Source organism: Streptomyces speibonae, from assembly GCF_984686075.1.
In genome coordinates this window covers 7,725,470-7,749,758 of the sequence record NZ_OZ480260.1, presented here as the reverse complement: position 1 = coordinate 7,749,758, position 24,289 = coordinate 7,725,470, and the positions used below count along the sequence as shown (strand labels likewise).

Sequence of the window (24,289 nt, the reverse complement as noted above, 5' to 3'; positions counted from 1 at the left end):
CCCCACACTGGTCCGCACCCGGGCTGGGGAGGGGCCGATGAGCGGGGACACGGAGCGGGAGAGCATCAGGCACGGGGCGGGGGTCGGCCGGCGCGGGGAACTCGACGCGCTGCGCGCCCTCGTCGTCCTCGGGCTGGTCTTCTTCCACACCGCCCTGGTCTTCTCCCCGGACGACGACTTCTACGTCAAGAACGCGCGGACGACGGACGCCGTCACCGTCCTCGCCGGGTTCGGCGTGGTGTGGGCCATGCCGATGCTGTTCCTGGTCGCCGGGCTCGGCGCCCGCCACTCCATCCGCCGCCGGGGGCCGCGCGGATTCGCCCGGGAACGGCTGCTGCGCCTGGGCGTGCCGCTGGTCTTCGGCACGGTGGTGCTCTGCCCGCTCCCGCAGTGGCTGCGGCTGCGCGCCGCCGACCCCGGGTACGACGAGCCGTATGTGCGGTTCTGGGCGCGGTTCCTCCGCGTGCGTCCGGACCCCGTCGACTTCCCCTTCGTCCTGGAGGGGGCCCACTTCGAGACCGGTCATCTGTGGTTCGTCGTCCTGCTGCTCGCCTTCTGCCTGCTGCTCGCCCCGGTGGCCGCCCGCGTGGCGGCCGGCGCCCGCCGCGCGGCACCAGCGCTGCGGCGCCGGCCCGTGCTGCTCCTGCTGCCCGCGCTGCCCCTGGCCGCCGTCAACGCGCTGCTGGGCATGGAGGAGGAGTACGCGGGCTGGAACCGCTGGGCCTATCTGCTCTTCTTCGCCTACGGCTTCGCCCTCGCCGACGACGCGCGGGTACGGGAGCTCATGCGCCGGGCCGCGGTGCCCGTGGGCGTCCTCGGAGTCATGCTGTTCGCCGGGTCCGCGCCCGGCTTCGTCGCCGGGGACGACCCGTTCACCGCGTGGAGCCCGCTCGCCCTGGTGACACGGGCGCTGTTCGGGGCGGCGGGCTGGTGCTGGGTGGTCGCCGTCCTCGGCCTGCTGGACCGGCCGCGACGCCCGCGGGACCACGGCCGCGGCCGCGGAGCGGCCGGGGCGTACCTGGCCCGCGCCGCCCTCCCGCTGTACGTGCTGCACCAGCCCGTCGTGGTCGCCTTCGCCTACGGCGTGGTCGGGTGGGACGCGCCGATGGCCGTCAAGTACGCGGTGATCGTGGCGGCCTCGCTGGCGGTGATCCTGGTGGTGTACGAGTACGGGGTGCGGCGGACGGCGGTGACCCGGTTCCTGTTCGGCATGCGCGCCGAGGCCCCGGCGCCCGCGCGGCCGGAGCCTCCTCCCGCGCCCACGCGGTGATCTGCTTTCCTTGCTCGCGTCGGACAGCGGCGAACTGGGGGTCGGAACGGTCATGCGGGCGACAGTGCGGCACGTCACGGACGGCACCCATCTGGTGCACGGCACGAACACCAACTGGGTGATCCTCACCGAGGGGGACGCCGTCACCCTCATCGACACCGGCTATCCGGGCGACCGCGAGGCACTGCTCGCCTCGCTGGCCGAGGTGGGCAGTTCCCCCGAGGCGGTGGCGGCCGTGCTGATCACCCACGCCCACAACGACCACCTGGGCTCCGCCGAGTATCTCCGTGCCACGTACGGCACCCCCGTGTACACCCACCCGACCGAAGTCCCGCACGCCCGGCGGGACTTCCTCCATCAGGTGACCGTCGGGCAGGTGCTCCGCAACGGCTGGCGGCCGGGCGTGCTGCCCTGGGCGGCGAACGCCCTGCGCAGGGGCGGCACGGCGGACGTGGCGGTAGCCGCGCCCGAGCCGTTCCCGCAGCCGGGTCCGCGGCCGGGTCCGCGACTGTCCCCGCTCGATCTGCCCGGCCGGCCGGTACCGGTGCACACGCCGGGGCACACCGCCGGGCACTGCGCCTTCCACCTCCCGGACCGCGGAGTGGTGGTGTCCGGCGACGCCCTGGTCAGCGGCCACCCCACCGCACGGACGGCGGGGCCGCAGATGCTGACCGACATGTTCCACCACGAGCGCGCCACCGCCCTGGCCTCGCTGGACGTCCTGGGGGAACTGGACGCCGGCCTGCTGCTGCCCGGACACGGCCCGCTGCACCGGGGACCGGTACGGGACGCTGCCCGGCTGGCGCGCGAGCGGGCCTCGTAGGGTGGGGTGACGACCGCCCGCGAGACGAGGACACCGCAGCCATGGCACTGCAGATCAACGCCACCAACCCGGAGCATCCCGCGCTCCTGTTGGAACTGCCGTGGCAGCTGCCGCTGGAGGAGTGGCCGGAGCGCTACCTGGTGCCGCTGCCGCGCGGCATCTCCCGGCACGTGGTGCGCTACGCGCGCGCGGGCGACGAGGTGATCGCGGTGAAGGAGCTCGCCGAGCGGCCGGCGCTGCGCGAGTACGAGCTGCTGCGCGACCTGGACCGGATCGGCATCCCGGCGGTCGACCCGCTCGCCGTGGTCACCGGCCGCACCGACCCCGGCGGGGAGCCGCTGGAGAGCGTCCTGGTCACCCGGCACCTCGGCGGCTCGCTGCCGTACCGGTCGATGTTCGAGACGACGCTGCGCCCGGCGACGATGCACCGGCTGATGGACGCGCTCGCCGTGCTGCTGGTACGGCTGCACCTGGCCGGATTCGCCTGGGGCGACTGCTCGCTGTCCAACACGCTGTTCCGGCGGGACGCGGGCGCCTACGCGGCCTATCTGGTGGACGCCGAGACCGGCGACCTGCACCCGGAACTCAGCGTCGGCCAGCGCGAGTACGACCTCGACCTCGCGCGGGTCAACATCAGCGGCGAGCTGCTCGACCTCGAGGCCTCCGGGGCGCTGCACCCCTCCGTCGACCCGATCGAGTTCGGCACCGAGATCTGTGCCCGCTACCAGAGCCTGTGGCAGGAGCTGACCCGGACCTCCGTCTACCCGGCCGGCCAGTACCACTACATCGAGCGGCGCATCCGCCGGCTCAACGACCTCGGTTTCGACGTGGCCGAGATGCAGATCGAGCACGCCTCCAACGGCGACACCGTCACCTTCGTGCCCAAGGTCGTCGACGCCGGCCACCACCAGCGCCAGCTGCTGCGGCTGACCGGTCTCGACACCGAGGAGAACCAGGCCCGGCGGCTGCTGAACGACCTGGAGAGCTGGATGGCCACCCAGGACGACTACGCGCCGGGCGACCCCCTCGGCGCCCGCCCGGAGGTCCTCGCCCACCGCTGGGTGCGCGAGGTGTTCCGGCCCACCGTGCGCTCCGTGCCGCCGGAGCTGCGTGGGCCGATGGACGCCGCGGAGATCTACCACGAGTTGCTGGAGCACCGCTGGTACCTGTCCGAGCGGGCCCAGCACGACATCGGCCTGGACACGGCCGTCGAGGACTACATCGAGAACATCCTGCCGAAGGCGCGGGCGACACTGCAGCCGACGGACGAATGAACCGGCGGCCGGCGGCTCACGCCGGCGGCACCACGGCCACCGGGCACTCCGCGTGGTGCAGCACCCCGTGCGCCACCGAGCCGATCCGCGCGCCCACGGCGGTACGGCGCGCGCGGCGGCCCACCACCATCAGCTGGGCCGTGCCCGCCACCGAGAGCAGCACCTGACCGGCGCTGCCCATCTCCACGTGCTCGACCACGTGCACGTCCGGGTAGCGCTCCCGCCACGGCGCGAGTGCCGCCGCCAGGGCCTTCCGCTCGTACGGCTCGAGGCCCCCGGCCTCGTCCATGAGCTGGAGCGAGGCGGGGCTGTAGGCGAACACCGGCGGCAGGGTCCACGCCCGCACGGCCCGCACGGTGGCCCCACGCCGGGAGGCGGTCTCGAAGGCGAAACCCAGCGCGGCGGCGCTGTCCTGCGGGTCGCCCTGCTGGCCGACCACGATCTCGTGCCCGGCGACCTCGTCCGACGGCTGGTCCCCGGCCCGGACGAAGACGACCGGCCGCGGCGCGTCGACGATCACCTGCTGGCCGACCGAGCCCACCAGGAACCCCATGATCCGGCCGTGTCCGCGCGAGCCGAGCACCAGCATCTCCGCGTCCGCGGCGACCGCGGTCAGCGTGTCCACGGCGTCGCCCTCCAGGACGTCCGTCGTCAGGGTCAGCTCCGGGTGCCGGTCGCGGACGGTGCGGGCCGCCTCGCCGACCGCCGCGCGCACCCACTGTTCCTGGGTGGCCCTGTCCCCCGCGTCCACCCCGTCGCCGCCCGTCTCGAAGCGCCAGGCGTGCACCACCCTGAGCGGCAGTCCCCGGCGGACCGCCTCCCGGGCCGCCCAGTTCAGCGCGGCGAGGCTCTCCTCGGTCCCGTCGATCCCTGCCGTGATCGGGCGTGTCATGCCGTTCCTCCGGGTGTCGTGTCCACTGCGCGTACGGGTGCGCGTGATCCAGTCTTCCCTACGCTGGCCCCATGAGTCTGGAGTGGGAGCAGGTAGTGATGGACGCGGCCGATCCGGTGGCCCTGGGGCACTGGTGGAGCGAGGCACTCGGCTGGGTGGTGGTGAACGAGGACCCCGACGAGTTCGAGATCCGGCCGGCGCCGGACCGGCTGCCGGGGCTGATCTTCGAACCGGTGGAGGAGGGCAAGGCGGGCAAGAACCGGCTGCACCTCGACTTCCGGCCCGACGACCAGGAGGCGGAGGTCGCCCGGCTCCTCGCGCTCGGCGCGCGCCACGCGGACATCGGCCAGGGCGAGCAGCCGTGGGTGGTCCTCGCGGACATCGAGGGCAACGAGTTCTGCGTGCTCTCCTCGCGCCGCGCGTGAGACCCGGCCGTCTCTGCGCGGAGCGGCGCGAACGCACATACGATGGGCAGGGCCGGCGCGGTGGCCGGATCGGGACGCACCGTGCCGGGAGCATTCCGCCGATGTGGGGGACGTATGCCACAGGCCGCCGACGCAGCGCGGACCGTCATCCTGACCGTGGACGACGATCCGGGTGTCTCCCGGGCCGTGGCCCGTGACCTCAGGCGGCGCTACGGGGAGTCGTACCGGATCGTGCGCGCGGAGTCGGGCGCGTCCGCGCTGGACGCGCTGCGCGAGCTGAAGCTGCGCGGCGACCTCGTCGCGGTGATCCTCGCCGACTACCGGATGCCGGGGATGAACGGCATCGAGTTCCTGGAGCAGGCCCTCGACATCCATCCGGGCGCGCGGCGGGTGCTGCTGACCGCGTACGCGGACACCCACGCCGCCATCGACGCGATCAACGTCGTCGACCTGGACCACTATCTGCTCAAGCCGTGGGACCCGCCCGAGGAGAAGCTGTACCCGGTCCTGGACGACCTGCTGCGGGCCTGGCGGAGCAGCGACCACCGGCCGGTGCCCAGCACCAAGGTCGTCGGACACCGCTGGTCGGCGCGCTCCTCGGACGTGCGCGACTTCCTCGCCCGCAACCAGGTGCCCTACCGCTGGTACTCCGCCGACGAGCCGGAGGGCGCGCGGCTGCTGGCCGCCGCGGGGCAGGACGGGATGCGGCTGCCGGTGGTGATCCCGCCGGACGGGACGCCTCTGGTGGCGCCGGAGGCGGTGGACCTCGCCGCCCGGGTGGGCCTCGCGACGACCCCGGCGGCCGACTTCTACGACCTGGTGGTGATCGGCGGCGGCCCGGCAGGGCTCGGCGCGGCGGTCTACGGGGCCTCGGAGGGGCTGCGGACGGTCCTGGTGGAGCGGTCGGCGACCGGGGGCCAGGCCGGCCAGAGCTCGCGCATCGAGAACTACCTCGGCTTCCCCGACGGAGTGTCGGGGGCGCAGCTCACCGAGCGGGCACGGCGGCAGGCCACCCGGTTCGGCGCCGAGATCCTCACCGCGCGCGAGGTGACGGGACTGGAGGTCAACGGCGGAGCCCGGATCGTACGGTTCTCCGACGGCTCCGCGATCGCGGCGCACAGCGTGATCCTGGCGACCGGGGTGTCCTACCGCCGGCTGGCGGCGCCCGGCTGCGCGGAGCTGGGCGGCCGCGGGGTCTTCTACGGGTCCGCGCTGACCGAGGCGGCCGCCTGCCAGGGCCACGACGTGTACATCGCCGGCGGCGCCAATTCGGCCGGGCAGGCGGCGATGTACCTGTCCCGGTTCGCCAAGTCGGTGACGCTGCTGGTGCGCGGTGCGGATCTGACGGCGTCGATGTCGTACTACCTGATCCAGCAGATCGACGAGACGCCGAACATCTCGGTGCGGTGCGGCACGGTCGTCGAGGGCGCGCACGGCGACGGCCACCTGGAGCGGCTGACGCTGTGCGACACGGGCAGCGGGCGAAGCGAACTCGTGGACGCGCAGTGGCTGTTCGTGTTCATCGGCGCCGCCCCGCTGACCGACTGGCTGGACGCCACGGTGCTGCGGGACGGGCAGGGGTTCATCCTCGCCGGGCCCGATCTGACCCCGGACGGGCGGCCGCCGGCCGACTGGGAGCTGGACCGGCCGCCGTACCACCTGGAGACCAGCGTGCCCGGAGTGTTCGTCGCGGGCGACGCGCGCGCGGAATCCGCGAAGCGGGTCGCGTCCGCCGTCGGAGAGGGAGCCATGGCCGTCATGCTCGTCCACCGGTATCTGGAGCAGTCATGAACGGCCTGCCGATGCCGTGCAGCCCGCAGGAGATCGGTTCCCTGTTCCTGTTCGAGAAGCTCACCCCGGACCAGCTCGGGCGGCTCTGCGCCGAGGGGCGGATGGAGCGGTTCGGGCCGGGACCGGTGTACACCGAGGGCGAACCCGCCACCTGCTTCTACGTGATGATGGAGGGCACGGTGGTGCTGTCCCGCCGGGTCGGCGGGGACGACGTCGAGGTCAACCGCACGTCCCAGCGCGGGGTGTACGCGGGCGCCATGCAGGCCTACCTCGGGGACCGGGTGCCGCAGGTCTACAACAACTCCATGCGCGTGACGGAGCCGACGCGGTTCTTCGTGCTGCCCGCGGACACGTTCGCGAGCATCATGCAGGAGTGGTTCCCGATGGCGGTGCATCTGCTGGAGGGTCTGTTCTTCGGGTCGAAGAGCACCCAGCGCGCCATCGGCCAGCGCGAGCGGCTGCTGGCGCTCGGCTCGCTGTCGGCCGGGCTGACCCATGAGCTGAACAACCCCGCCGCGGCGGCCGTACGGGCGACCTCGAGCCTGCGGGAGCGCGTGGGCAAGATGCGGCACAAGCTGCGCGTCATCTCCGCGGGCAGCTACGACCGCGAGACGCTGGCGCGGCTGATCGACATCCAGGAGCGCACGGCCGAGCGGGTCGCGAAGGCGCCCGTGCTCAGCCCCCTTGAGGCCGCCGACCGGGAGGACGCGCTCGCCGACTGGCTGGACGACCACGGCATCGCCGACGGCTGGCGGATCGCCCCGACGTTCGTCCAGGCCGGGCTCGACATGGACTGGCTGGAGCAGGTCGCCGCGGCCGTGGACGAGGAGATCCTCCCCGGGGCGGTCGGCTGGCTGAGCTACACGGTGGAGACGGAACTGCTGATGGACGAGATCGCGGACTCCACGAGCCGCGTCTCGCGGCTCGTCGACGCCGCCAAGCAGTACTCGCAGCTCGACCGGGCCCCCTTCCAGGTCGCCGACGTGCATGAACTCCTCGACAGCACCCTGCTGATGCTGTCCGGCAAGATCGGCCGGGGCATCGAGGTGGTCAAGGAGTACGACCGCGCACTGCCGCGGATCCCGGCGTACCCGGCGGAGCTCAACCAGGTGTGGACCAACCTGATCGACAACGCGGTCTCCGCGATGAACCACGCGGGCGGGGACGCCGCGCGGGGCACGCTGACCGTGCGCACCGCGCGCGAGCACGACCGGCTGCTGGTGGAGTTCCGCGACACCGGGGCGGGGATCCCGGCGGAGATCCGCGAGCGCGTCTTCGACCCGTTCTTCACCACCAAGCCGGTGGGCGAGGGCACCGGCCTGGGCCTGGACATCTCCTGGCGGATCGTGGTCGACCGGCACCACGGGAGTCTGCGTTTCGACTCCGAGCCGGGCGACACCCGCTTCCAGGTGCTGCTCCCGCTCACCGCCCCCGACGCCCCCTCCGAGGAGTCCTTATGACCAGCGAGCACGCCATCGATCCGAGTGTCCCGCCGACCGGCGCGGGGTGTGCCGACTGCGAAGCCGCGGGAGGCTGGTGGTTCCATCTGCGGCGCTGCGCGCAGTGCGGCCACGTCGGCTGCTGCGACAGCTCGCCCGGCCGGCACGCCACGGCGCACTTCGAGGCCACCGGGCATCCGGTGGTCCGCAGTTACGAGCCGGGCGAGGGCTGGTTCTGGAACTACGCCACGCGGGAGCTGTACGAGTCCGGTCCCGAGCTGGCCCCGCCCGTGAGCCGCCCGGCCGACCAGCCGGCGCCGGGCCCGGCGGACCGGGTCCCGCCGGACTGGGCCGCCTCGCTGCACCGCTGACCGGCCGTGCGGGAACCCGTGGGGCCCGCCCGTCGTTGTCCGTCCGGACACCCCCACCGGTCCGTGTGACGACGACTCCAGCAGGGCGGTGCGATGAGCGAGTTGGTTCCCGGCGGCAATCTGCCCCTCCCGGGCGGCGCCGTCTCCGTCCGGGTGCCCGGGCCGTTCGACGTGTCCGCGCTGATCACGGACGACGGCGGGAAGGTGCGCGGCGACGGCGACTTCGTGTTCTACAACCAGCCGTCGGCCCCCGGAGCCCGGCTGAGCGGTGACACCCTCACCGTCGAACCGGCCGCGCTGCGGCGCGGCGCGACGCGGGTCACGGTGGCCGTCAGCCCCGCCGATCCCGGCACCCCGCTCAGCGGGCTGCCCACCCCCGTGCTGGAGGTCGCCGACGGCGGCGGACGCCGGCTCGCCCGGTTCTCGCCGCCGCGCCCCCGCCAGGAGACCGTCCTGCTCCTCGCGGAGCTCTACCGGCGCGGCGAGGGCTGGAAGCTGCGCGCCCTGGGGCAGGGGTACGCCGACGGACTGGCCGGTCTCGCCCGGGACTTCGGGGTCGACGTCGAGGAGGACGACGGGGCCGTCTCCACCCGGACGGTCCCCGCCGCACCGCCCCGCCCCCACGCGCCCCCGTCCGCGGGTGACGGCTTCCTCGATCTGGTGAACTCCGCCCGGTCCGCGGCCGGTTCGGCGCCGGTGGCGCACGACGCGCGGCTGGCGCGGGCGGCCCGGGACCACGCCGCCCTGATGGCCCGGGGCGGGCGCCTGGGGGTCGAGGGCGTGGACGGTGTCTCCGTCCACCAGCGCGTGGTGGCCGCCGGATACGCGTATCTCAGAGTCGGCGAGCACCTGGTGTCGGGCCCGCGCACCGTCGGTCATTTCCTCGACCACTGTCTGCGCCACGAGGCCGCCCGCCGCACGGTGTGCGGTCCGGCCTTCACGCACGCCGCGGTGGCGTCCGCCGACGGCTCCGGTGACACGTACTGGACGGCGCTGTGGGCCAGTCCGCTCACCCCGGACGGTCTGGAGCGGACCGTCGCCGAGGTCGTCGACCTCACCAACGGGGAGCGGGTCCGGGCCGGGCTGCCGCCGCTGTCCCACGACCCGCTGCTGGCCACGGCCGCGCAGGCGCACTGCGCCGACATGGTGGCCCGCGACTTCTACGCGCACACCTCGCCCGACGGCAGCCGCCCCTGGGACCGGGCGGCCGCGGCGGGTTCCGCGCGGCGCACGATCGGCGAGAACATCGCCTGCGGGCAACGCTCGGCCGCCGAGGTGGTGCGGGGATGGATGAACAGCCCCGGGCACCGCGCCAACATCCTCAAGCCCGACTTCACCCACATCGGCGTCGGTTTCGCCGGCGGCGGCCGGTCGGGCACGTACTGGACGCAGTTGTTCGGAGCCTGACGGCGGCACCCCGCCGTGCCGACGCGCGCGATCCTGGCGGAGGGACGGCATCCGGGTGAGGATGCCTCCATGAAGGGTGACCTGTTTTCCAGTCAGCACATGGTGCGGCCGGCCACGGCCGCGGGCATGTCGGTCGAGAACGCCAAATGCCTCCGCTACACGGTCGACGGCGAGATGCTCGCCCGTCAGGGCGCGATGGTCGCCTATCGCGGCAACCTGCAGTTCGAGCGCAAGGGCCAGGGCGTGGGCGGCATGCTCAAGCGCGCGGTGACCGGCGAGGGGCTGCCGCTGATGGCGGTACGCGGCCAGGGCGAGGCCTGGTTCGCCCACGAGGCGCAGAACTGCTTCGTCGTCGAGGTCGACCCCGGCGACGAGTTCACCGTCAACGGCCGCAACGTCCTGTGCTTCGACTCCTCGCTGTCGTACCGCATCGCGACCGTGAAGGGCGCCGGGATCACCGGGGGCGGCCTGTTCAACAGCGTCTTCACCGGGCACGGCAGACTGGGGCTGGTGTGCGAGGGGGATCCGCTGGTCATCCCGGTGTCGCCGCAGTACCCGGTGTACGTGGACACGGACGCGATCGTCGGCTGGACCGCGGGCCTGGACACCTCGCTGCACCGTTCGCAGTCGCTGGGCTCGATGCTGCGCGGCGGGTCGGGCGAGGCCGTGCAGCTGGTGCTGCGGGGCGAGGGCCATGTCGTCGTCCGGCCCAGCGAGGGCACGCCGCACAAGGCGCAGTCGTGATCGGGATCGCCGACGTCGAGACCGCGGCCGAGCGGATCGCCGGGCATGTGGTGCGGACCCCGACCGTGCCGAGCCCCGGTCTGTCGGCCCTGCTGGGTGCCCCGGTCACGGCGAAGCTGGAACTGCTCCAGCGCACCGGTTCGTTCAAGGTGCGGGGCGCGGCGGCGAAGCTGCTGTCGCTCAGCGAGCCGGAGCGGGCCGCCGGGGTGGTGGCGGTGAGCGGCGGCAACCACGGGATCGCCCTCGCGGTCATGGCCGCCGCCCTGGATGTGAAGGCCACGGTGGTGATGCCGCGTTCCGCGCCCGTGCGGGCGGTGGAGATCGCGGAGGCGGCGGGCGCCTCGGTGCGGGTCACCGACGACATGGACGGCGCGTTCGCGCTCATGGACCGGCTCCGGCAGGAGGGGCTGACGCTGGTCCATCCCTTCGACGACCCGGTGGTGATCGCCGGTCAGGGCACCGTGGGCCTGGAGTTCGCCGCGGACGCCGGGGACCTCACGGACGTCCTGGTGAGCATCGGGGGCGGAGGACTGATCGCCGGAGTCGCGGCCGCGCTGCGGGCGCTGCGGCCCGGGGTGCGTGTCTGGGGTGTGGAGACCGAGGGCGCGCAGGCGATGTCCGAGGCGCTGGCGGCGGGCGGGCCGGTGCCGGTGGAGCTGAGGTCGATCGTCTCCACGCTCAGCGCGCCGGCGGTGTCGCAGCTGACGTACGAGCACGTCGCGGAGCTGGTCACCGAGGTGCTGGTGGTGCCGGACCGGGAGGCGGTGCGCGGCTCCCTGGATCTCGCGGACCACGCCAAGGTGTGGGCGGAGCCCGCGGCCGGCTGTCTGCTGCCCGCCGCGCGGCGGGTGCTGGAGCGGGTCGGTGAGGGAGCCCGGCTCGGTCTGGTGGTGTGCGGCGGCAACGCCACGACGGGCGACATGATCGCCTGGACGGAACACTTCGAACTCCGCTGATCGTTCCATTGAACGGACCCGGCCCTTCCGCCCGTACCACTGGGTACAACGGGATCCAGCGGTTCGACGAGGGATGGCCATGGTCAGGGCGCACGTCTCCACAGACCGGCCGGTGGCCGGCCGCTACCGGCTGGTCGAGATCATCCACCGGGAGCCCAACCGTGTCGGCTGGTCCGCCGAGGACCTGCGGACGGGTCTTTCGTGCCTGGCCACTCTGACCGAGCTGCCGCCGGACGCCGGGGAGGCCGCGCGCCGCGCCCCCTCGCGCGTCCTGCGGGCCGCGGAGAGCGTGGCCCGGCTGTGCCCCGGCCGGGTCGCCACGGTCCTCGACAGCGTCGAGGAGGACGGCTGTCTGTGGACCGTCACCGCCTGGATCGACGGCACGCCCCTGACCGAAGTCCTCGCCGCGCAGGGCAGGTTGAATCATGTGCGGGCCGCGCGCATCGCGCTGGAGGTGCTCGACGTCCTGGACGCCGCGCACGCCGAGGCCATCACGCACGGCGAGCTCAGCCCCGGTCAGGTGTTCCTGCGCGAGGGCGCCGAGGTGGTCGTCACCGGGTACGGCCTGGCCGGGAGCACCTCGGCGCCCCGGCTCACGGCACCGTCGTACGCCTCTCCGGAGCAGGCCCGCGACGAGCGGATCGGTCCCGCCGCGGACCTGTGGGCGCTGGGGGCGATCCTCTACACGATGCTCGAAGGGCGGCCGCCGTTCCAGGACCGCGGGCGGCCCGAGGACACGCTGCGGGCCGTGGACCGGCTGCCGCTGCGCGCCCCGCTGCGGTCGGGGCCGCTGACCCGGGTGGTCCAGGGGCTGCTGCGCCGGGACGCGCGGGAGCGGCTGACCCGTCGGGTGGCCCGGGAGGCGCTCACCCGCGTGGTCCACGAGGAGCCCGGGGCCGTGGCGGCGCCCGTGCCGGGCCCACGGCTGCGCGGCGGTGTGTACACCGCCCGGCTGCGCCGTGCGGGCGGGGAGTTGAGCAGGAGGACGATGCTGCTGGGCACCACCCTGGCCGTGGTCACGGTGGCGGTCGCCGTGCTCGCCTCGGCCCAGGGGCTGCCGGGCACGGATTCCGGTGCGGACGCCGCGGCGGGCGCGCCGACGGCCTCGGTGTCCGCGCCGACGGGTCCCGCCGCACCCGGCGGCGGGGGCGGTCGCGACGAGGAGAGCCCCGCCTCGCCGTCCGCCACGGCCTCGGCCCGCCCCTCCCCCTCCCCGTCCCGGCCGGGCAAGGGCCTGCCGCCCGGCTACCGGACCTACAACGCCCCGGAGGGCTTCTCCGTCGCGCTGCCCGAGGAGTGGAAGCGGCTGGACACGTCCCCCGGCGCCGACCGGGCCTACCGCGTGACCTTCGGCGCCGAAGGGGACCCCCGCACACTCGCCGTCACCTACAGCGAACGTGTGGGATCCGACGCGGTGGCCGTGTGGCGCGACAGTGTCGAGCCGCCACTGGTACGGTCCGGCGGCTACCGGCGGATCGGCGCCATCGAGGCGCGGACGTACCGGGGGCGCGAGGCCGCCGACATGCAGTGGTACGCCGACGACGACGGCACCCGGCTGCGCACCTTCGGCCGCGGCTTCCTGCTGGGCGGCGGGCGCGGCTTCTCGCTGCGCTGGACGACGCCCGCAGCCGACTGGGAGGAACCCGCGAGCCGCGAGGCGCTACGGACCTTCCTGCGGACGTTCCGCCCGGGGACGCGCTGAGCCGCCCGGGGCACGCAGTCTGCGCAGCGGCCAGGGGTGCAGCGGGCGGGTGAGCCAGTGCGCCCGGAAGGTCCCGTCGGTGAGGGAGCACAGGACGCGCAGCCGGTGCGGCGTCTCCAGGAACACCACGTCCGCGGAGAAGGTGTCCCCGTCGGTCCAGCCGCCGCTCACGGCGACCGGGACGGGCTGCTCGGTGACGGTCCAGCCCGGTCCGCCGCACCGTGCGTCCAGCACCTCGCCGTCCTCGGTGAGGCGCAGCGTCCAGCCGTCGGCGTCCGCCGTGATCCGGGCCTCGGTCAGCTTCGGCTGGTCGGCGCAGACGCCGCCCTCCGGAGTGAACACGGCGTCCGGCCACGCGGCGGCCTCCTGCGGCGGTGCGGGGCGGCCGTCGGCGGACGGCAGGGCGAGGGAGTCGAGGCGTTCGCGCAGGGCGGCGTCCGCTTCCTCCCGGCCGGTCAGCGGGGCGGGGCGGAAGGCCGGCAGGAGGTGCCGCCAGACCAGCTCGAGGTACTCCTGCATCCGCTCGGTCGCCGTGGTCGCGGCGATCACCGCGTCCTGCTCCGGCAGGACGAGACAGAACTGGCCGTAGGCGCCGTCGCCCCGGAAGCCGTGCCGGGAGATCCAGAACTGGTGTCCGTAGCCGCGGTCCCAGTCCTGCCGGTCCTCCTCCGCCATGGCGCCCCCGGTCGGTATGTGCGGGCGCGAGGCGCGGGCGACCCAGCCCTCGGGCAGCAGTCGCCTGCCCTGCCGGACGCCGTCGTCCAGGTAGAGCTGCCCGAGCCGTGCGACGGCGTCGGTGGCGGCGTACAGTCCGCTGAATCCGATCTCGCGGCCGGTCCGGTCGCGCTGCCAGGTGGTCCCGCCGATGCCCAGCGGGTCGAACAGCCGGGGCCGCAGATAGTCGGTGAGGGACGCGCCGGTCACCCGCTGCACGATCGCGCCGAGCGTGTAGGTGCAGGGCTGGTTGTAGGCGAAGACGGTGCCCGGGTCGCGCCCGGGCGGCTGGAGCAGGAATCCGCGCACGGGCTCGGCGGGGTCGGTGCCGAACGCCTCGTCGACCGTCTCGCTCTCGTGGCCGCTGGCCATGGACGCCACGTGCCGCACCAGCATCGCCCGGCTGCGCGGGTCGGTGATGTCGGCCTCGAACTCCGGGAAGTACGACAGCACGGGCGCGTCGAAGTCGATCAGCCCCTCGGCCTCGGCGAGCGCGGCGGCGGTCGCCGTGAAGCTCTTGCTCAGCGAGTACAGCAGATGCGGACGCCGCGCGGTGTAGGGCGCCCACCAGCCGGAGGCCACGAGCCGGCCGTGGCGCAGGATCATCAGGCTGTGCGGTTCGATGCCGGGGCCGGCCTCCAGGGCGTCGAGGAACGCGTGGACGCCCTGCGCGTCGACGCCCTGCTCGGCGGGGGCGGAGGCGGGAAGTGTGCGGTCCGTCATGGGGCCATCCTGCCCGACCGGCCCACGGGAACATCCGTCCAGGCGGGCGTCACGGACCGCTTCGCCGTGCTCGCCCACCTCGGTTACGACCCGTCGGACCCCTTCGCCGTCACCCTCGTCTTCAGTCACGACGGCCGCGTCCTCGCCCGCTGGCAGCTGGACCGCGAGATGCTCACCGCCGGTCTCACCCGCCCGGTCGGGATCGGGGACGTGCGGCTGCGCCCGGAGGTGCGGGGTGTGGGCCGGGAGCTGCGCATGGAGTTCCTCGGCGAGGCGCACGCCGACGGCGGACGGCACCACGCGGCGGTGTTCGCCTGGGCCGAGACGGTCGGCGACTTCCTGCGGGAGACCCGCCGGTCGGTCCCGCCGGGGCGCGAGGAGGTCCGCGTGGACGACTTCCTCGCCGACATTCTGGCGGGGAGCTGACAGCCGGCCCGCGCGGGCGTCACCGTGCCGTGTGGCGGTACCGGGTCCACAGGGGCAGCCCCAACCAGCACAGCAGGTACCAGACGACGACGCCGGTCACGAGGTACGGGACGAAGCCGTCGTGGGTGGCGACGCGCAGGATGAGCAGCAGCGAGGCGCTGGTGGTGGCGAGCAGCAGCAGAAGGCCGAGCAGGGTGAGCCGTGAGGCCCACTGCACCGCCTGGGGCTTGATCAGCCGGCCGGAGACCAGCCGGTGCAGGGACACCGGGGCGATGAGCGCAACAGTCGCGCAGGCACCGAGCACCACCGTCACGATGTAGATCGTCTTGTTGGTGTCGGACAGGCCGTCGTACGTCGGGGTGAACACGACCGTCAGCAGAAAGCCGAACAGGATCTGTACGCCCATCTGGGCGACGCGGACCTCCTGGATGAGCTCCGTCCACATCCGGTCCGCTCTCTCCTCCTCGCTCTCGTCGCGCCCCCGGCGCCTGCTCCCGCCCCGCTCCGTGTCCGGCACGGCGTGCCTCCCTGTCCTCGCGGCCTGATGGGTCCTCCTTCTCGGATTCCCCGAAAGCGGTGGTACTCCCCGGACCGGTCGCCGGTTTGGCGGCCCGGGCCACGGTTACACGGACGGCGATGACACCGAGGCCGGGAGGTCGTGGGACGCATGACGGACACCCAGCTCACCGTGACGCTCAGCGGCGGCGGCGTCGACGACGCACGCGCGGTCGTCCGGGCGCTGGAGGGCGCCTTCGGGCCGCCGGACCAGCGTCCCTCGGACGCGCGGGCGACGGTGCACATGGCGACGTTCGCCGGGGAAGGCACCGGGAACGCGGGGCCGGCCGACGCGGGGGCGCTGTCCGCGGCGGTGACCGTCACCGTGCAGGGCACCCCGGACGCGGTGCGGCGGGCGGGCGACGCCCTCCGGCGGTCCTTCAGGACCCGTGACGAGGGCGCCGCGTCCGGGGACCAGGAGCAGGAGCGGCAGCTGCTCCTGGAGCCCTGACCCGTGCCGCTACCAGCGGCTCTCCACCTGGTCCTTGATCCGCCGGTCGTAGAGCTCGCCGATCGCGGTGAGCGTGGCGCCGGACAGCTGCGGCAGCCGGGCGGCCTCCGCGTTGGCGCGGGCCTGCTCGGGTGAGCGGGCGCCGGGGATGACGGTGGTGACTCCGGGCTGCTGGACGATCCAGCGCAGGGCCAGCTGGGCCGGGGTGTATCCCTCGGGGGCGAGCGCGGCGAACTCGGCGGCGGCCTCCACGCCGGTCGCGTAGTCGACGCCGGAGAAGGTCTCGCCCTGGTCGAAGGCCTCGCCCCGCCGGTTGAAGGTGCGGTGGTCGTTCTCGGCGAAGACGGTGTCCCGGGTGTACTTGCCGGACAGCAGTCCGGAGGCGAGCGGAACCCGGGCGATGATGCCGACGCCCGCCTCCCGGGCGGCCGGGAGCACTTCGCGCAGCGGCTTCATGCGGAACGGGTTGAGGATGATCTGCACGCTCGCCACGTTCGGCCGCGCGATGGCCGTCAGGGCCTCCGCGCAGGTCTCCACGCTGACGCCGTAGGAGGCGATGCGCTCCTCCGCCACCAGGGTGTCGAGGGCGTCGAAGACTTCGTCGGTGGAGTAGACGGGCGTGGGCGGGCAGTGCAGCTGCACCAGGTCGATGCGGTCGACGCCGAGGTTGCGCCGTGAACGGTCGTTCCAGGCGCGGAAGTTGTCCAGGACGTAGTTCTCGGGGATCTGGTCGACCCGGCGGCCCATCTTGGTGGCGACCAGCACGTGCAGGTCGGGCCGTCCGCTCAGGAAGGAGGCGATGGTCCGCTCGCTGCGGCCGTCGCCGTAGACGTCGGCGGTGTCGAAGAAGGTGACTCCCGATTCGGCGGCCGCCTCCAGGACCGCGAGTGCTTCCTTGTCGTCGACGTCACCCCAGTCCGCTCCGAGTTGCCATGTGCCGAGACCGATCACGGAGGCGTGCTGTCCCGACCTGTCGAAAGTGCGCTCGTCCATGGCGCCAGTCTGTCATCCGTCCCGGCGGGCGGCTCGGGCACCGGTGCGGTGGTGAGCCCGGCGGGGCTCCCGAGGGATCACGCCAATCTCCCGGCGTGACGCGGGCCACAGGCCGCGCACCGTCCGCGGAAGATCATCAGGCGGACGGGCCACCCAGGGCGGAATTTCCCCTTCCGGCCACCCGGGCGGGCGCTTCACAGCAAGATCATCTTCGTTCAACTCTGTACGACATGGGAGTAATTGCCCGGATCGCGACCAACCGTCCGGGACGCGTTTCTCCCGTTACCCGCACCGGCGATAGGCATGCGGGGTCCTGATTCCGCATCACCCCGAGGAGACCCGCATGCCGGACCTCAGCCGTCGCCGCGCGCTCACCACGGCGGCCGCCCTCGCCGCGGCCGTGGGCGTCCCGCCGGCCCTCGCCCCGTCCGCACGGGCCGCCGGGCACCGCCACGGCTCGCCCGCCGGCTTCGACGAGGTCTACCGGGGCCGCCGGATACGGGGCACCGTGGCCGCGGCCGGCGCCCGCCACGGCCACGGGCCCGGATACGCCGTGTTCGTCGACGACGTGGAGCTCCATGTGATGCGCAACGCCGACGGCAGCTGGATCAGCGTCGTCAGCCACTACGACCCGGTGCCCTCCCCGCGCGCGGCCGCCCGCGCCGCGGTGGACGAGCTGCAGGGCGCCCCGCTGCTGCCCATGCCCGCCAACTGACCGCCCCCAAGCGCCTCGGGAGCACTCCGCACATGACCGTCCGCAAGAACCAGGCGAGCCTGACCTCCGACGAGAAGCGGCGTTTCGTCGCCGCGCTGCTGGAGCTCAAGCGCAGCGGCCGCTACGACGAGTTCGTCGCCCTGCACAACACCTTCATCATGTCCGACACCGACCACGGCGAACGGACGGGGCACCGCTCACCGTCCTTCCTGCCCTGGCACCGCAGGCTCCTGCTGGAGTTCGAGCGGGCCCTGCAGTCGGTGGACCCCTCGGTGGCGCTCCCGTACTGGGACTGGAGCAGTGACGGCGCCGGCGCCTGGGCCCGTTCCTCGCTGTGGGCGTCCGACTTCCTCGGCGGCAGCGGCCGCAGCCGCGACGGCAGGGTGACGGACGGGCCGTTCGCCGCCGCCACCGGGAACTGGCCGATCACCGTGGGGGTGGACGGCCGCACCTATCTGCGGCGCGCGCTCGGCGCCGGCGGACGCGCCCTGCCGACGCGGGCGGAGGTCGAGTCGGTGCTGGCGCTGTCCACGTACGACATGCCGCCCTGGAACAGCGCCTCGGACGGGTTCCGCAACCACCTGGAGGGCTGGCGCGGGGTCAACCTGCACAACCGGGTCCATGTGTGGGTCGGCGGGCACATGGCCACCGGCGCGTCCCCCAACGACCCGGTGTTCTGGCTGCACCACGCCTACGTCGACAAGCTGTGGGCCGAATGGCAGCGGCGCCACCCCGGCTCCGGCTATCTTCCCGCCGCCGGGACGCCCGACGTCGTCGCTCTGCACGAGACCATGCGTCCGTGGCACGACATGTCACCGGCGGATCTGCTGGACCACACCCCGCACTACACGTTCGACGGCTGACCGGCCCGCTCAGGCGCTCGTCAGGGTCCGGCACCCGGGGTGACCCCACCCCTTGCCGTTCTTGGCGATGGGCTCCCCGGCGGCGTAGGACCGCCCGCACGGGCAGCGGCCGGGGAACTTCGCCTTGACGGTGCGGGACGACGCGCCGCCGCCGCGCGGCCGGGGCGCCCCGGCCGCGCGGGAGCCGCGCTTCTTCGCGCCGCCGGCCGGACGCTCCGGTGCCGCGGGCGGTTCGGGCGAGCCCAGCGCGCTGCCCGCGTCCTGCTGGTCGGTGGCCGCCTGGCTGGCCGCGCGGTCGGCGAAGTCGTTGAGCCGGTCGCCGTCGACCTGGTGGGCGGGGACGTAGCGGAACTCCACGGAGCGGTTCTGCAGCAGGCCGTCGATGGACACGACCAGGTCCTGGTTGGCGACCGGCTTTCCGGCCGCCGTGCGCCAGCCGTTGCGCTTCCAGCCGGGCAGCCAGGTGGTGACGGCCTTCATGGCGTACTGCGAGTCCATCCGCACCTCGAGCGGCACGGCGGGGTCGGTCGCCGCCAGCAGCCGCTCCAGCGCGGTGAGTTCGGCGACGTTGTTGGTCGCCGTGCCGAGCGCGCCCGCCTCCCAGCGCACCGGTTCCTCGGACGCGTCGGCGATCACCCAGGCCCAGCCCGCGGGTCCCGGATTTCCCTTCGAAGCCCCGTCGCACGCGGCCACCACACGTTCACGCATGGGCCCGATCATGCCATGACCGGGACGGGGGCCCCGCCCGCTCAGCCGACCTCGGTCGTCCTCGGCATCTCGCCCGTGGTGGTCGTGATGTCGATCACCGAGAAGTCCGCGCCCTGGGGGTCGCTGATCGCCGCGAACCGTCCGAACGGCGTGTCCATCGGGCCGAACCGCAGCCCACCGCCGCGCCCGGGGCGGCCGGGGCACGGGTTCGCCTGGCCCTGGTCGGTGTACCGCTGGCTGGAGGGCGTCAATCCGGTCGTCGGCACGGTGGCGGACCCCGGGTCTCTCGCGACCGATCTCGCGGCGTACATCACCGCCCTGCGCGGGCTCGACACGGCGGACGCGCCCGCGTGCCACCGCGGCGTCCCCCTCGCCACCCGTGATGCCCCGACCCGCGAGGCGATCGCGCAGCTCACGGGCCGTACCGACACGGAGGCGGTGACCGCGCGGTGGGAGGAGGCGCTGACGGCCCCGGCGTACACCGGGCCTCCGGTCTGGGCGCACGGCGATCTGTCGCCCGGGAACCTGCTGACCGACGGCGGGCGGCTCACCGCGGTGATCGACTTCGGATCCGTGGGCGCGGGTGATCCGGCGGTGGACCTGATCGTCGCGTGGAATCTGCTGCCCGCCGGGGTGCGGGGCGTCTTCCGCGAGGCGGTGGGCGCCGACGAGGCGGAATGGGCGCGAGGGCGGGGCTGGGCCCTGTCCATCGCGCTGATCCAGCTGCCGTACTACTGGGACACCAACCCGGCCCTCGCGGCCAACTCGCGCCACGTGATCGGGGAGATCCTGGCGGAACGGAGGTAGGGCCCAGTGGTGGCCGTGGTCGCGGTCGTCGCGCCGGCCGGCGGGGAGCCGGTGAGCGCCGGCCGCATGGAGCGGGTGCCAGGGGCCGGTTCGCCGGGCTGTGGGGTGGCGACACCACGCGGGACCGGCGCGGACGCGGCATCCACCGGGCCGCGCCGTTCCCGCCGCCGTCCCGGCCTCATTCTCCCGCGTACGCCTTCTCCAGGGCGGCGATGTCGAGCTTGCCCATGGTCATCATGGCCTTGAGGGCGCGGTCGGCCTTCTCCCGGTCCGGGTCGCTGATCATCTCGGTCAGCCGCGCCGCGTTGACCTGCCACGAGACGCCGAACCGGTCCTTGAGCCAGCCGCACGGACCGTGCTCGCCGCCGCCCTCGACCAGCTTCTCCCAGTAGTGGTCGATCTCCGCCTGGTCGTCGCAGTCGAGCTGGAAGGAGATCGCCTCGTTGAACGTGAACTCGGGGCCGCCGTTGAGCGCGACGAACTTCTGCCCGTTGGCCGTGAACTCCACGGTGAGCACGGAGCCCTCCTCGCCGGGCGCGGCGCCGGTGTTGCGGACGATGTCGCCGAGGTGCGAGTTCTTGAAGACCGAGACGTAGAAGTTCGCGGCCTCCTCCGCCTGGCCGTCGTACCAGAGACACGTGGTGAAGCCGTCGGTGTTCATGGGTTCCTCCTGGTGGTGGATCGCCGTCATGGGTGTCGACTCCCGCGCGCCCCGGAACTCATCGGTGCCCCGCGAACCGGCGCCCAAGGAGTGCTCTGCCCGTGGCGAATCTGCCGCGGGCAGAGAAGTCCCCGCCACACGGCCCGGCCCGTCGACAGTGGGTGACACGCGGTCACCCGGACCGCGTCGCGACGAGCGACCACAGGAGCGCCGATGTCTCCGTTCACCGCCGGCCCGCCGCCGGCCACGCCGCCCCGGGCCGAGGAGGGCGACACCCCGCCGACCCGCTTCGACGACCACCTCGCCGCCCAGCTGCTCGACCAGCGGATCGTGCTGCTGGGCACGCAGGTCGACGAGGTCTCCGCGAACCGGGTCTGCGCGCAGCTGCTGATCCTGTCCGCCGAGGATCCCCGTACCGACATCAGCCTGTACGTCAACAGCCCCGGCGGCTCGGTGCACGCGGGGCTGGCCATCTACGACACGATGCGGATGATCCCCAACGACGTCTCCACGCTGGCGATGGGCTTCGCGGCCAGCATGGGCCAGTTCCTGGTCTGCGTCGGCACGCCGGGCAAGCGCTACGCCCTGCCGAACGCGCGGATCATGATGCACCAGCCGTCGGGCGGCATCGGCGGCACCACGGCCGACATCGAGATCCAGGCGGAGAACCTGGAGTTCACCAAGCGGACCATCGAGCGGATCACCGCCGAGCACACCGGACAGACCCCGGAGACGATCTCCCGGGACGGCGACCGGGACCGCTGGTTCACGGCCGAGCAGGCACTCGAGTACGGGATGGTCGACCGGGTGGTGGAGTCGCTGGACGACGTCCGCCCGGCCGCCACACGGCGCAGGATGGGGCTGCAGTGATGGGCACGTACACGATTCCGAACGTCGTGGAGCGCACGCCGCAGGGCGAGCGGTCGTACGACGTGTTCAGCCGGCTGCTGGCCGAGCGGATCATCTTCCTCGGGACCGAGATCGACGACGGCGTCGCCAACGTGGTCATCGCCCAGCTGCTCCATCTGGAGTCGGCGGCCCCGGAGAGCGAGATCGCCGTCTACATCAACTCCCCCGGCGGCTCGTTCACCTCGCTGATGGCGATCTACGACACCATGACGTTCGTACGGGCGCCGATCTCGACGTTCTGCGTCGGGCAGGCGGCGTCCACGGCGGCCGTGCTGCTGGCGGGCGGGGACCCGGGGCGGCGGTTCGTGCTGGAGCACGCGCGGGTGCTGCTCGGGCAGCCGGCCTCGGGCGGGGCCCGGGGGACGGCGTCCGACCTGTCGCTCCAGGCCAAGGAGATGGTGCGGATCCGCTCCCAGGTGGAGGAGGTGCTGTCCCGGCACACGCACCACGACGTGACGACGCTGCGGGCGGACATGGACCGCGACAAGGTGTTCACCGCCGCGGAGGCGGTGGCCTACGGCCTGGCCGACGAGGTGCTGGCCCGGCGTCTGGCGCCGGTCTGAGGCGCCGGGCGCCGGGCGGCGCGACGGGTGGTGCGGTCAGGCGGCCAGGCAGAGTCCGTCGTGGGCGGAGCCGGGCACGCGCCGGGCGGCGGGGGTCCGCCGGCTCGTGAGGCGGACGAGCTCTCCCTGGGCCCGGTGCAGCAGGTCGCCGAGGCCGAGACCGAGCGCCTGGGCGGCGGCCGCGAGGACCTCCGAGGAGGCCTCCTTGCGGCCCCGCTCCACCTCCGAGAGATAGGGCATGGAGATCCGGGCCGCGTCGGCGACGTCCTTCAGCGTCCGTTCCTGCGCGAGCCGCTCCCGGCGCAGCACGTCGCCGACGAGGTCGCGCCACAAGGGCTCTCTGGGGGCGGGGGCCGGGGCCGGCGCGGCCGCCGGGGCCCCGCCTTCCGGCCGCAGGGGGATGACACGGGCGTGATTCGGCGCTTGTTGGGTCACGTGCACAGCCTAGGAATTCCGGCCCGCGAGGGAAGGGGATGGCGTTCCGCCCTGAGTGAAGACCTTCCGCCCCGCCGAATGCCCTCCCGGGGTGCGTCCGGGCTGCCCCGCCGGGCACATCGGCGTACTCTCGGACACGAAGGTGACGACCCCTGCGCACCGTGTTCGCCGGCTCCCGGAAATCGGTAGGCATGGATCCGGAGGAGCCGGGTACTCGCGAGGCTCAGGCACATGGCAGCCATGACGTTCGTGGGGAGAGGTAATGAAGACCGCCGTGATCCGGTCGCAGGCGCAGGCAGTCGACGGGCACACCGAGGCCGGGACGGGTGGCGGAGACCTGCGCGAAGTGGTGGACCCACGCACTGTCGCACCCCGTGACGCGCGGGAGCTGTCCCGGCAGTTCTTCCGGCGCATGGCGGAGGTGGAGGAGGGGACGCACGAGTACCAGTACGCGCGCAACACCCTCATCGAGATGAACATGTCCCTCGTGCGGTTCGCGGCCGGGCGGTTCCGCGGCCGGGGCGACGACATGGACGACATCGTGCAGACCGGCATGATCGGTCTGATCAAGGCGATCGACCGGTTCGAACTGTCGCGCGAGGTCGAGTTCACCTCCTTCGCGCTGCCGTACATCGTCGGCGAGATCAAGCGCTTCTTCCGTGACACCACGTGGGCCGTGCATGTGCCGCGCCGGCTGCAGGAGCTGCGGGTCGAGCTCGCCAAGGCGCGCGAGGAGCTGGCCAGCCGGCTGGACCGGGAACCCACGGTCGGCGAGCTGGCCACGCTGATGAACATCACCGAGCAGCAGGTCGTCGAGGGACAGATCGCCGCGAACGGCTACAACTCCTCGTCGCTGGACGCCGCGCTCACCGGTGACGGCCCGGAGAACGGCGAGGCGGTCCTCGCCGACTTCATCGGGGTCGAGGAGGAGGGGCTGGGACTCGTCGAGGACTTCCACGCCCTGGCACCGCTCATGGCCGAGCTCAGCGAGCGCGACCGGGAGATCCTCCATCTGCGGTTCGTGGAGGAGGCCACCCAGGCGGAGATCGGTGAGCGGCTCGGCTGCTCGCAGATGCATGTGTCGCGCCTGATCAAGCGGATCATCGCCCGCCTGCGCGAGGGGATGCTGGGCGAACTCGGCTGCGCCTGACGGAGCCCGGACCAGGAGGAGGGGCGGCGGGCGCCGGGCCGGTCAGCCGGAGGCGAAGCTCAGTACCGCGCGGACGCACTTGCCGACCGGCACCCGCTCCACCGCGACGTCGTGGGCCAGCGCCCGCACGATCTCCAGGCCGTGCCGTCCGACACGCTCGGGATCACGCGGGAAGACGAGGGGCGCGCTGCCGCTGCTGTCGTAGACGGCCACCGTGAGGGACGTGTCCGTGCCCTCCAGCTCCAGGATGTACGGGCCGTCGCTGTGGACGTCGGCGTTGGTGACCAGTTCGCTCACCACCAGCAGGACCGCGCCGTCGGTCCGCGCGTCGATGTCGGCGCACCATTCGGTCCGCAGCTGCCGCAGGAACTCCGCGGCGAACGCCCGCGCCTCGGCGATGCATCCCGGCTCGCCGGTGAAGTGTGCCGCGCGCCGAAGCGGTTCCACGGGCACGTCGAAACCAGTGGGTATCACTGCCCCGTCCAGGTGATAGGTCATGCGTGTTCTCTCTGCGAGGCCGGG

27 protein-coding genes are annotated in these 24,289 nt (G+C 73.4%); 19 read left to right on the top strand and 8 right to left on the bottom strand.

The genetic code is table 11. The features are described from left to right. The first annotated feature begins 37 nt into the window (after positions 1-37). From AC5L3C_RS34575 to AC5L3C_RS34565, 3 genes are read left to right on the top strand one after another with little or no spacing between them, the layout of a single operon-like run. A complete protein-coding gene (locus tag AC5L3C_RS34575; protein ID WP_493653039.1) occupies positions 38-1,270 on the top strand; it encodes an acyltransferase family protein in 1,233 nt (410 codons plus the stop codon). Positions 1,271-1,322: 52 nt separating this feature from the next. Further along, on the top strand, positions 1,323-2,093 hold the full coding sequence (locus tag AC5L3C_RS34570; RefSeq protein WP_493653038.1) for an MBL fold metallo-hydrolase: 771 nt from the start codon (positions 1,323-1,325) through the stop codon (positions 2,091-2,093). 41 nt (positions 2,094-2,134) lie between these two features. Continuing rightward, entirely contained in the window at positions 2,135-3,367 is a 1,233-nt protein-coding gene (locus AC5L3C_RS34565) for a DUF4032 domain-containing protein (RefSeq protein WP_493653037.1), read from the top strand. Between the two features lie 16 nt (positions 3,368-3,383). Here the strand turns inward: AC5L3C_RS34565 and AC5L3C_RS34560 are convergent, their stop codons facing one another. Beyond that, positions 3,384-4,259, bottom strand: coding sequence for a universal stress protein (locus AC5L3C_RS34560; protein WP_493653036.1), 876 nt, complete (start codon positions 4,257-4,259; stop codon positions 3,384-3,386). A gap of 71 nt (positions 4,260-4,330) precedes the next feature. On the opposite strand from AC5L3C_RS34560, the gene AC5L3C_RS34555 reads away from it, so the two are divergent. The 8 genes from AC5L3C_RS34555 (at position 4,331) to AC5L3C_RS34520 (ending at position 13,094) form a co-directional block, all read left to right on the top strand. Then, on the top strand, positions 4,331-4,684 hold the full coding sequence (locus AC5L3C_RS34555) for a VOC family protein (protein ID WP_493653035.1): 354 nt from the start codon (positions 4,331-4,333) through the stop codon (positions 4,682-4,684). A 114-nt stretch (positions 4,685-4,798) separates the two neighbouring features. Next, positions 4,799-6,475, top strand: a complete 1,677-nt coding sequence (locus AC5L3C_RS34550; protein WP_493653034.1) for an NAD(P)/FAD-dependent oxidoreductase — start codon at positions 4,799-4,801, stop codon at positions 6,473-6,475. Continuing rightward, entirely contained in the window at positions 6,472-7,935 is a 1,464-nt protein-coding gene (locus tag AC5L3C_RS34545; protein ID WP_493653033.1) for an ATP-binding protein, read from the top strand. Before AC5L3C_RS34550 ends, AC5L3C_RS34545 begins: the two co-directional genes overlap by 4 nt. Beyond that, the gene (locus AC5L3C_RS34540; protein ID WP_493653032.1) at positions 7,932-8,285 is read left to right on the top strand and encodes a UBP-type zinc finger domain-containing protein; all 354 of its coding nucleotides are present in this window, start codon (positions 7,932-7,934) and stop codon (positions 8,283-8,285) included. The genes AC5L3C_RS34545 and AC5L3C_RS34540 overlap by 4 nt, the downstream gene beginning before the upstream one ends. 93 nt (positions 8,286-8,378) lie before the next feature. Beyond that, positions 8,379-9,692, top strand: coding sequence for a CAP domain-containing protein (locus AC5L3C_RS34535; RefSeq protein ID WP_493653031.1), 1,314 nt, complete (start codon positions 8,379-8,381; stop codon positions 9,690-9,692). Positions 9,693-9,761: 69 nt separating this feature from the next. Next, on the top strand, positions 9,762-10,436 hold the full coding sequence (locus tag AC5L3C_RS34530) for an AIM24 family protein (RefSeq protein WP_493653030.1): 675 nt from the start codon (positions 9,762-9,764) through the stop codon (positions 10,434-10,436). Further along, on the top strand, positions 10,433-11,392 hold the full coding sequence (locus AC5L3C_RS34525; RefSeq protein ID WP_493653029.1) for a threonine/serine dehydratase family protein: 960 nt from the start codon (positions 10,433-10,435) through the stop codon (positions 11,390-11,392). The genes AC5L3C_RS34530 and AC5L3C_RS34525 overlap by 4 nt, the downstream gene beginning before the upstream one ends. Before the next feature lie 79 nt (positions 11,393-11,471). Continuing rightward, positions 11,472-13,094, top strand: coding sequence for a serine/threonine-protein kinase (locus AC5L3C_RS34520; RefSeq protein WP_493653028.1), 1,623 nt, complete (start codon positions 11,472-11,474; stop codon positions 13,092-13,094). On the opposite strand, the gene AC5L3C_RS34515 is transcribed toward AC5L3C_RS34520, so the two are convergent. Continuing rightward, positions 13,053-14,531, bottom strand: coding sequence for a serine hydrolase domain-containing protein (locus AC5L3C_RS34515; RefSeq protein ID WP_493653027.1), 1,479 nt, complete (start codon positions 14,529-14,531; stop codon positions 13,053-13,055). The two genes, AC5L3C_RS34520 and AC5L3C_RS34515, sit on opposite strands and share 42 nt — an antisense overlap. 6 nt (positions 14,532-14,537) lie before the next feature. Here AC5L3C_RS34515 and AC5L3C_RS34510 point away from each other — a divergent pair, with 6 nt between their 5' ends. Continuing rightward, positions 14,538-14,957: an SsgA family sporulation/cell division regulator gene (locus tag AC5L3C_RS34510; protein ID WP_493654150.1), complete on the top strand. Its 420-nt coding sequence runs from the start codon at positions 14,538-14,540 to the stop codon at positions 14,955-14,957. 19 nt (positions 14,958-14,976) lie between these two features. Here the strand turns inward: AC5L3C_RS34510 and AC5L3C_RS34505 are convergent, their stop codons facing one another. Further along, positions 14,977-15,474 carry a DUF6328 family protein gene (locus AC5L3C_RS34505; protein WP_493653026.1) on the bottom strand — a complete coding sequence of 166 codons (498 nt, stop codon included), beginning with the start codon at positions 15,472-15,474 and terminating at the stop codon, positions 14,977-14,979. Between the two features lie 150 nt (positions 15,475-15,624). On the opposite strand from AC5L3C_RS34505, the gene AC5L3C_RS34500 reads away from it, so the two are divergent. Beyond that, the gene (locus AC5L3C_RS34500) at positions 15,625-15,963 is read left to right on the top strand and encodes a hypothetical protein (protein WP_493653025.1); all 339 of its coding nucleotides are present in this window, start codon (positions 15,625-15,627) and stop codon (positions 15,961-15,963) included. Between the two features lie 9 nt (positions 15,964-15,972). Here the strand turns inward: AC5L3C_RS34500 and AC5L3C_RS34495 are convergent, their stop codons facing one another. After that, on the bottom strand, positions 15,973-16,956 hold the full coding sequence (locus AC5L3C_RS34495; protein WP_493653024.1) for an aldo/keto reductase: 984 nt from the start codon (positions 16,954-16,956) through the stop codon (positions 15,973-15,975). A 343-nt stretch (positions 16,957-17,299) separates the two neighbouring features. Here AC5L3C_RS34495 and melC1 point away from each other — a divergent pair, with 343 nt between their 5' ends. Next, on the top strand, positions 17,300-17,671 hold the full coding sequence (gene melC1 / locus AC5L3C_RS34490) for an apotyrosinase chaperone MelC1 (RefSeq protein ID WP_493653023.1): 372 nt from the start codon (positions 17,300-17,302) through the stop codon (positions 17,669-17,671). Positions 17,672-17,703: 32 nt separating this feature from the next. Next, complete coding sequence (gene melC2 / locus AC5L3C_RS34485; protein WP_493653022.1) at positions 17,704-18,534, top strand: tyrosinase MelC2; 831 nt, start codon at positions 17,704-17,706, stop codon at positions 18,532-18,534. A 9-nt stretch (positions 18,535-18,543) separates the two neighbouring features. Here the strand turns inward: melC2 and AC5L3C_RS34480 are convergent, their stop codons facing one another. Next, positions 18,544-19,254, bottom strand: a complete 711-nt coding sequence (locus AC5L3C_RS34480) for a ribonuclease H family protein (protein ID WP_493653021.1) — start codon at positions 19,252-19,254, stop codon at positions 18,544-18,546. A 3-nt stretch (positions 19,255-19,257) separates the two neighbouring features. On the opposite strand from AC5L3C_RS34480, the gene AC5L3C_RS34475 reads away from it, so the two are divergent. After that, entirely contained in the window at positions 19,258-20,049 is a 792-nt protein-coding gene (locus AC5L3C_RS34475; RefSeq protein ID WP_493653020.1) for an aminoglycoside phosphotransferase family protein, read from the top strand. Between the two features lie 178 nt (positions 20,050-20,227). Here AC5L3C_RS34475 and AC5L3C_RS34470 read toward each other — a convergent pair whose 3' ends face one another. Continuing rightward, the gene (locus AC5L3C_RS34470) at positions 20,228-20,710 is read right to left on the bottom strand and encodes a VOC family protein (protein WP_493654149.1); all 483 of its coding nucleotides are present in this window, start codon (positions 20,708-20,710) and stop codon (positions 20,228-20,230) included. Between the two features lie 213 nt (positions 20,711-20,923). Between AC5L3C_RS34470 and AC5L3C_RS34465 the strand changes: the two genes are divergently transcribed. Next, entirely contained in the window at positions 20,924-21,580 is a 657-nt protein-coding gene (locus tag AC5L3C_RS34465) for an ATP-dependent Clp protease proteolytic subunit (protein WP_493653019.1), read from the top strand. Beyond that, positions 21,580-22,182, top strand: a complete 603-nt coding sequence (locus AC5L3C_RS34460) for a ClpP family protease (RefSeq protein WP_493653018.1) — start codon at positions 21,580-21,582, stop codon at positions 22,180-22,182. The genes AC5L3C_RS34465 and AC5L3C_RS34460 overlap by 1 nt, the downstream gene beginning before the upstream one ends. Before the next feature lie 36 nt (positions 22,183-22,218). On the opposite strand, the gene AC5L3C_RS34455 is transcribed toward AC5L3C_RS34460, so the two are convergent. Beyond that, positions 22,219-22,617: a helix-turn-helix domain-containing protein gene (locus AC5L3C_RS34455; protein ID WP_493653017.1), complete on the bottom strand. Its 399-nt coding sequence runs from the start codon at positions 22,615-22,617 to the stop codon at positions 22,219-22,221. A gap of 262 nt (positions 22,618-22,879) precedes the next feature. Here AC5L3C_RS34455 and AC5L3C_RS34450 point away from each other — a divergent pair, with 262 nt between their 5' ends. After that, entirely contained in the window at positions 22,880-23,767 is an 888-nt protein-coding gene (locus tag AC5L3C_RS34450) for an RNA polymerase sigma factor SigF (RefSeq protein ID WP_125509219.1), read from the top strand. Between the two features lie 42 nt (positions 23,768-23,809). On the opposite strand, the gene AC5L3C_RS34445 is transcribed toward AC5L3C_RS34450, so the two are convergent. Next, complete coding sequence (locus tag AC5L3C_RS34445) at positions 23,810-24,265, bottom strand: ATP-binding protein (protein WP_493653016.1); 456 nt, start codon at positions 24,263-24,265, stop codon at positions 23,810-23,812. Positions 24,266-24,289: the final 24 nt, after the last annotated feature.

Coding starts and splice junctions, on each gene's coding strand:
- AC5L3C_RS34545 (WP_493653033.1), top strand. CDS start 6,472: ATGAACGGCCTGCCGATGCCGTGCAGCCCGCAGGAGATCGGTTCCCTG.
- AC5L3C_RS34495 (WP_493653024.1), bottom strand. CDS start 16,956: ATGGACGAGCGCACTTTCGACAGGTCGGGACAGCACGCCTCCGTGATC.
- AC5L3C_RS34535 (WP_493653031.1), top strand. CDS start 8,379: ATGAGCGAGTTGGTTCCCGGCGGCAATCTGCCCCTCCCGGGCGGCGCC.
- melC1 (WP_493653023.1), top strand. CDS start 17,300: ATGCCGGACCTCAGCCGTCGCCGCGCGCTCACCACGGCGGCCGCCCTC.
- AC5L3C_RS34450 (WP_125509219.1), top strand. CDS start 22,880: ATGAAGACCGCCGTGATCCGGTCGCAGGCGCAGGCAGTCGACGGGCAC.
- AC5L3C_RS34465 (WP_493653019.1), top strand. CDS start 20,924: ATGTCTCCGTTCACCGCCGGCCCGCCGCCGGCCACGCCGCCCCGGGCC.
- AC5L3C_RS34570 (WP_493653038.1), top strand. CDS start 1,323: ATGCGGGCGACAGTGCGGCACGTCACGGACGGCACCCATCTGGTGCAC.
- AC5L3C_RS34475 (WP_493653020.1), top strand. CDS start 19,258: ATGACCGGGACGGGGGCCCCGCCCGCTCAGCCGACCTCGGTCGTCCTC.
- AC5L3C_RS34540 (WP_493653032.1), top strand. CDS start 7,932: ATGACCAGCGAGCACGCCATCGATCCGAGTGTCCCGCCGACCGGCGCG.
- AC5L3C_RS34515 (WP_493653027.1), bottom strand. CDS start 14,531: ATGACGGACCGCACACTTCCCGCCTCCGCCCCCGCCGAGCAGGGCGTC.
- AC5L3C_RS34550 (WP_493653034.1), top strand. CDS start 4,799: ATGCCACAGGCCGCCGACGCAGCGCGGACCGTCATCCTGACCGTGGAC.
- AC5L3C_RS34565 (WP_493653037.1), top strand. CDS start 2,135: ATGGCACTGCAGATCAACGCCACCAACCCGGAGCATCCCGCGCTCCTG.
- AC5L3C_RS34520 (WP_493653028.1), top strand. CDS start 11,472: ATGGTCAGGGCGCACGTCTCCACAGACCGGCCGGTGGCCGGCCGCTAC.
- AC5L3C_RS34460 (WP_493653018.1), top strand. CDS start 21,580: ATGGGCACGTACACGATTCCGAACGTCGTGGAGCGCACGCCGCAGGGC.
- melC2 (WP_493653022.1), top strand. CDS start 17,704: ATGACCGTCCGCAAGAACCAGGCGAGCCTGACCTCCGACGAGAAGCGG.
- AC5L3C_RS34575 (WP_493653039.1), top strand. CDS start 38: ATGAGCGGGGACACGGAGCGGGAGAGCATCAGGCACGGGGCGGGGGTC.
- AC5L3C_RS34445 (WP_493653016.1), bottom strand. CDS start 24,265: ATGACCTATCACCTGGACGGGGCAGTGATACCCACTGGTTTCGACGTG.
- AC5L3C_RS34555 (WP_493653035.1), top strand. CDS start 4,331: ATGAGTCTGGAGTGGGAGCAGGTAGTGATGGACGCGGCCGATCCGGTG.
- AC5L3C_RS34530 (WP_493653030.1), top strand. CDS start 9,762: ATGAAGGGTGACCTGTTTTCCAGTCAGCACATGGTGCGGCCGGCCACG.
- AC5L3C_RS34470 (WP_493654149.1), bottom strand. CDS start 20,710: ATGAACACCGACGGCTTCACCACGTGTCTCTGGTACGACGGCCAGGCG.
- AC5L3C_RS34560 (WP_493653036.1), bottom strand. CDS start 4,259: ATGACACGCCCGATCACGGCAGGGATCGACGGGACCGAGGAGAGCCTC.
- AC5L3C_RS34480 (WP_493653021.1), bottom strand. CDS start 19,254: ATGATCGGGCCCATGCGTGAACGTGTGGTGGCCGCGTGCGACGGGGCT.
- AC5L3C_RS34500 (WP_493653025.1), top strand. CDS start 15,625: ATGACGGACACCCAGCTCACCGTGACGCTCAGCGGCGGCGGCGTCGAC.